Annotated in this window: 4 protein-coding genes and 1 pseudogene; all 5 read right to left on the bottom strand. The window is 43.3% G+C overall.

What is annotated here, in order from left to right:
* Positions 1-853 (bottom strand): annotated as a pseudogene (locus ACESK1_RS11545) (glycosyl hydrolase family 31); the annotation flags it as partial.
* Between the two features lie 98 nt (positions 854-951).
* Complete coding sequence (locus ACESK1_RS11550; protein WP_372920332.1) at positions 952-2715, bottom strand: glycoside hydrolase family 66 protein; 1764 nt, start codon at positions 2713-2715, stop codon at positions 952-954.
* Positions 2716-2737: 22 nt separating this feature from the next.
* Complete coding sequence (locus ACESK1_RS11555) at positions 2738-4210, bottom strand: SusF/SusE family outer membrane protein (protein ID WP_372920333.1); 1473 nt, start codon at positions 4208-4210, stop codon at positions 2738-2740.
* A gap of 17 nt (positions 4211-4227) precedes the next feature.
* Positions 4228-5703, bottom strand: a complete 1476-nt coding sequence (locus ACESK1_RS11560; protein WP_372920334.1) for a RagB/SusD family nutrient uptake outer membrane protein — start codon at positions 5701-5703, stop codon at positions 4228-4230.
* Between the two features lie 12 nt (positions 5704-5715).
* A partial coding sequence (locus ACESK1_RS11565) for a hypothetical protein (RefSeq protein ID WP_372920335.1) occupies positions 5716-5991 on the bottom strand: 276 nt, incomplete at its 5' end.

Genomic DNA, 5991 nt, shown 5'->3' on the forward strand with positions numbered 1-5991 from the left:
GGGTAAGTTTTTCATTGGTGAGCATACCCCGACTCTGGGAAAAGCCCAGCGCCCAGTTTGGCGGCATAATAGGCTGCCCGGTAAGTTTAGTATAACTGCCAATGATCTCTTTATGGTTTTTTCCATATAGGAAGTAGTAAATAAAGGGGCCGTCAGGGGCAGAAAATGAATAATAATCTTCAGAATATTCTCCAAAATCGAATTGGGATTTATACGTGTTATCGAAGAAAATTCCATAATTATTAGTGCTCAGAAAAAAGGGGATGCTTTTATAAAGCGGATCTTCCACATCAGAATAGCAAGGTTTGTCGCTATTCCACATAGTATAGGAATTCCCCCTGCGGTTAAGTGAACCGGTTTTTTCACCCAGACCGAAAAATTGTTCATCTTTCTGAAGGATCTTTTTTGCAGTAACCTCAGTACCTTCGGTGGTATAGCCTTCTTCAGCAAAATCGCCCATCACCAGGCGCTGGTATTTGTCGAAAATTTTCACGTTAAAAGGTGATTTCTCCACCACTACCCTCAGATCCCCGGTAAAAATTTCAAAAGCAGCTTTAGATTCATTCACGTTAACGGAAAACCCGGGGTCGAATTCCTCATCAACTACTGCGAAGGACTCATTATTTCTTTCAAATTTCCCATTAGGAGCATACCAAAATTTAATGTTTTTGGCATCCAGAAATTCCAGGGCTATTTTGGCCCCGGCATCACAGCCAAAAATAATCCTGTTTTCTTCTTGTTCAAGTATTTCATTGCAGTTTTTACTGAAGTTTTCCTGAGAAAAACCAAGGGTAAAAATCAACAGAAACACTGGAGTAATTATTAATTGGATCTTTTTCATGTTCTTTTTCATTCTGAAGATTATTCCTCTTCTCAAGCTGGAAAAGGAGGTATGAATAAGCCGGACACCTGTGTTTATTCAGATGCCCCGGCTAATTTCAGCTAATTTTATTAATTGTACTCCACCACAATCATACTCCAGTATTCCAGATAAGGCAGTCTTACTAAAACCTGTCCGTTACTCGGGTTAAACTCGAGTTCCCTGGAAGCTCCTCCTTCAAAATCGGGGGAAGCAAACCATACTTTTGAAATATCTCCGGATTCCTGCAAATTCACCAATAGATTATTCACAGGAGTAGGACTTGCCTGATTGCCTTCGTTATCCCTCCAGTTCATGGTGGTGGCCTGGGAAAAGTTTAGCAGATGGATAACCTGTTTGTTATTTACTCGTTTTCCGGCCACGGCAACATTCGAAGCCTGTGGAGGCCAGCTGCCAAAATTCACTTTGCCGTCACCTGTGGAAACATCGGGATAATTAAAGTCTCCCCCCTCACGAAGCAGGTTCTCATAGGCAGTCATAAAATCGTAATATTTTGTCAGCCTGTTTTGCAGGTCTCGACTCATCGATAGATTGCTGTTAGGAAAATATTCCTTGCCCAGCATATGCTCCCCAAGTTCAAGGTGTGCCCCGCCAAAAGCAAAGATAACGGCATCGGTAAGGAGTACTCCCGGGGTATTAAACTGGCCGGTGTTATCAGCCAGGTCATAGTTCATATAGGCCGCGAGCACCGTTTGCTTTTCGTTGTTGGAATATTCATAATTATCCGTAATCACCTCAGCCAAATCTCCGTAGCTGTTTGCACTCCAAACTTCAGTATAAAGGAAATCAACCTCTTCTTCAGCAATGTTTTCCTGTGCATACTGATCTACCGCATTCATCACCATACTTTTTTCGGCATCGTCCTGTTTCATCTCATCTATAAAATCTCCAAAGGCATTGGGAAGATCTACACGATTTCCGCTGTAATCATAAACATCACCCCTGTCCCCAAGCTGGTCGATATGAAAACCGTCAAATGCCAGGTTTTCGTACACAAGATCGTTTTGATCTTTCAGGTATTGCAACCAATCGGGATTAGACGGATCGGTTAAATATATGTCACTGATAAACGGCGGTTGGGGTAATTCGTGCCTGTCTTTCCAATCCTGATTCGGGTCGTTATACAGGAACCAATCCTCACCAATTCCGTAGTCTTCATAATCATCAAGAGTACCATAAGCCAGGTTGTAGTACATCGCTTTCATATTGTTCTGATGCGCCAGATCGATATAATCTTCGACCGTAGAAAAATAGATTTCCCTATCGATTATATCTTTCCAGACATCCTGGGGCGAACTATTTTCCATGGGCAATGGTGCGTGGGGCTTGTAGTGCCAGTCGTAAAACTGGAGACCATTGATGTGGTACCGGTTAAGGTTGGAAATAACTTCCTCTTTCTTATCATCGGAAATATCCCCGAATTTAGATAGAAAACCGTAGCGTGGAAACCGCGACCAGTCTGAAGATACATCAACAGCTACAGTACCCAGTATCACTTCCTCTCCATCTTCATCTTTGGAAAAAACCTCCAGCATATATCCTCTAAAATCATCGGAAGGCGGGGTCCAGCTCCAGGTTTGCGACGAAAGATTTTCCTCATCAACTACCTCATTCAGGTGCTTATAACGCACAACCGCATTGGAAGGAACCTCATCAATGGAAATTTCCACTTCTTCCCCGGGGGAATACCTTGCCTTATCAGTGCTGAGAAAAACTTCCGTTACCGGTTGTTCACCTCCGTTATCCGGATTTTCCGGCCCGGTAACATCATCATCTTTTTCGCAGGAAACCAGCGCTGCTAAAAACAGCGCCAGTATCCCCGAAAATCTTTTCATTTTATAGATCATTTTCAATTTTTTATTGTGCTTCAATACTGATGGTCTCAGCGTCCAGATCTACCGTAATGGTATAATCTCCCGCCTCACCATCCTGAAGCTTCCATTTATTGTCGGGACCGTCACAGCCCTGGGTATAGATAAACTCGGTGTTTGAGATCGATTGGCCATTTGAAGTGGGGTTTATCCATTCACCATCACACCAGTCTCCTTTGAATTTAGCGATCTTAAATTCGCCAGTGGCATTTTCCTCTCCAAGTGGCCCTGAATAGGTGTAAACGCTCCCGTTTCTTTCCATTGGCTCAGGATCGTTGATGTCCCAACCATTAGGCCCGCCGTCACCAACGATGTAAAGGTTAACCGGCTCGATTTCCACGCTTTCGTCGCGAGTATTCACGGTGATCTTATAGCGGCCTTCGGTTTCTTCAGTAATTTTCCATGTATTGTCTACGTCACAACCCGAATTCTGTTCCACATCGGTATTGGTAATTTCCTGGTCGGCTTCAAGAGGGCGATACCACTGGCCACACCAGTCGCCCATTGGGCCTGCGAAGATCTTCATCGCTCCCGGGCTAAGGGTTCCTTCATATTCAAAAATGAAAGGATCTTCTTCGTTTTGTTCAAATTCGGCAGGACCATCAACATCCCAGCCGCTTTCGGTACCGTCTCCTACAATATACAGTTTGCTAAACGGCGGATCGTCTACGGTAGAAACCGAAATTGTTCCATCAAGAAGGTTCACTTCAATATTATAAACTCCGGCATCTGTTATTTCAAAAGCATCATCGGGTTCATCATCTGAGGTTCGGTAGAAAAGGCTGTTTTCGTCTTCACCTCTGTTATAAGAGGGAAGGAATTCCCCTAAAGTAGTAATGAATTTGAATTCCCCTTCATTAAGGTTTCCGGTGTATTCAAAAATCGCTTCTTCTCCCTGTTTGGTCAATTCAATAGGATTATTAGCATCCCAACCGTTTGGTGAGGCGCTTCCAATCAAATAAAGTTCATCAGTAAGGGGCTGATAGGTGGTGGCGGTAAAATTAACTTCATCTACCTGGTCCATATCTTCTTCACCTCCCACGCTTGCCGTGATCCTGGCGGTTAAATCGGCAGAATTGCCGGCCTCAATGCCATATGTATTCCGAAGAATTTCATTTAGCACACCATACCGGAGCGAAAAACTATAGGTTTCCTTTCCAAGTTCATATTCCAGTGGAAATGAATAGTCATTTTCCTCGAGGTCAATTTCCAAGGTGTAGAAAATCCCCTGATTTGTACCATAATTTGTTCCCGTAGACCAGGTGAATTCCAGTTCCCGATTTTTTTCTTCTTCAGAAAGCGCTACCGATTCTTCTGAAATGTTGAGCTGCAATTCGTCATCGATATCTTCAAAAGATGGATCGTAAAGTTCCTCACTATCACAGGAAACGCTTAAAGAAGCAGTACCCAGCAGTACCATCCAAAGGAACAAATGTTGAAAGTTTAGATATTTTTTCATGTTCATTTACTTTTAAATTAGTAACCTGGGTTTTGTGAAAGATTTGGATTCCTGTCAAGTTCAATTTGAGGAATTGGGAACAGCAAATGTTTTTCTGAAGCATTATTTTTCCCTATCGAGTGAAGGAAATCCAGACCATACTGCCCGTTATTTACCCTGATAAGATCTAACCAGCGCTGACCTTCAAAAGCGAGTTCAATTCTACGTTCGTGCAGAACTGCTTCCTTAAATTCTTCCTGTCCCAGTCCCTGGACAATATCATCCAGCCCGGCACGGTTTCTAACCATATTCAGGTAATCTTCGGCTTCATCGGTACGGCCAAGTTCATTCAAGGCTTCAGCTTTAACCAATAATATGTCGGCATAACGCAAAACCGGAAAATTCAACGGACTGTTATCATAAGCCGAAACTTCGCTAAGTGGCACCAAAAATTTCCGCACGTTGTACCCGGTTTGCGAGTAATCACTGTCATATTCTTTTCCGTCAAAATCAGGCCCACCTTCATAAAGGATTGTGGCGTCTTTTCTTTGATCACCTTCCTCGTAAGAATTTACAAATTCTTCAGTAGGTTGATTCCAGCCATAACCTCCGGCAACAAAATTTGCTCCTCGCGGCCCCATAAACGGACTCGTCCAGGAAGACTGGTTATCGTCGCTCCAGAAATCTTCGCCGGCATCATCGGTATACTGCACTTCAAAAATAGATTCCACTCCATTTTCATTGTCTATGCTAAAATTATCAGCGTAGTTGTCATTTAGCGCATAGCCAAGATTTTCTACCTCAGTTGCAGCGTCTGCAGCTTCCTGCCAATTTCCAAGGCTAAGGTGAACTTTAGCAAGCAATCCATAAGCGGCAGCCTTTGGTACTCTTCCAAGGTTTTCCCCGTTATAGGCAGATTTCTGCGGAAGCAATTCAGCTGCTGCGATCAAATCGTTTATAACCTGCGCATAGACTTCTTCCACCGGGTCTCTCTCCGGCAGCAGATCATCATCTGAACTCTGCGGAACGGTTACCAAAGGAACATCTCCAAAAAAAGTTGCAAGGATATTGTAATAATGAGCTCTTAGGAAATAAGCTTCGCCCATTGACCTGTCACGAATATCTTCATCGATTTCTATAGTTGGTGCAACATCTAAAACAATATTAGACATTAGAATTCCCGGCCATGGGCCACGCCAAAGGTCAAGTGCCCCGGCGTTATCGGTTGAGGTTACAAAGTTGGCCATATTGGTGGTTTCGATACCATCGGTTCCTCCACCGGCACCTACAATGCTGTTTCCGGCGATGATATCAGTGGTCCACATCCTCATATTGTAGAGTTTTGGCCTTTGCATTGGCTGGTAAGCACCGTTTACAATGGTCACCAGCTCATCGGCTGTTGCCGGATAGTTTTCGGTATTGATTGAATCCAGGGGTTGCCTGTCCAGGAAATCATCGGAGCATCCCGTGATAACCGCAAGAGCAAGCAGTAAAAATATTTTATAAATCTTCATAGTTTCTTCTTTTTAAAATCCAACATTAACTCCTAACAAGATCGTCCTGGTAACGGGATAGTTGTTATTATCTATTCCGTTTGGACCTACTTCAGGATCAAATCCTGAATAGTCGGTCAGAGTATATAAATTCTGGCCTGAGATATAAACACGTGCCGAGGTTAATGCATTCTCAGCAAATGTTTCCACTGGAATATTATAACTCAGGTTCACGTTTCTTAATCTTAAATAAGAACCGTCTTCAATATAGCGTGTTGAAGGGCGGGCGTTATTGTTAGGATCTCCAAA

This window comes from Salegentibacter sp. (assembly GCF_041642575.1).
GTDB lineage: Bacteria > Bacteroidota > Bacteroidia > Flavobacteriales > Flavobacteriaceae > Salegentibacter.

What these genes read in the sequence shown, in the direction of transcription:
- ACESK1_RS11550 (WP_372920332.1), bottom strand. Translation starts at nt 2,715, where the DNA reads ATGAAAAGATTTTCGGGGATACTGGCGCTGTTTTTAGCAGCGCTGGTT.
- ACESK1_RS11560 (WP_372920334.1), bottom strand. Translation starts at nt 5,703, where the DNA reads ATGAAGATTTATAAAATATTTTTACTGCTTGCTCTTGCGGTTATCACG.
- ACESK1_RS11555 (WP_372920333.1), bottom strand. Translation starts at nt 4,210, where the DNA reads ATGAAAAAATATCTAAACTTTCAACATTTGTTCCTTTGGATGGTACTG.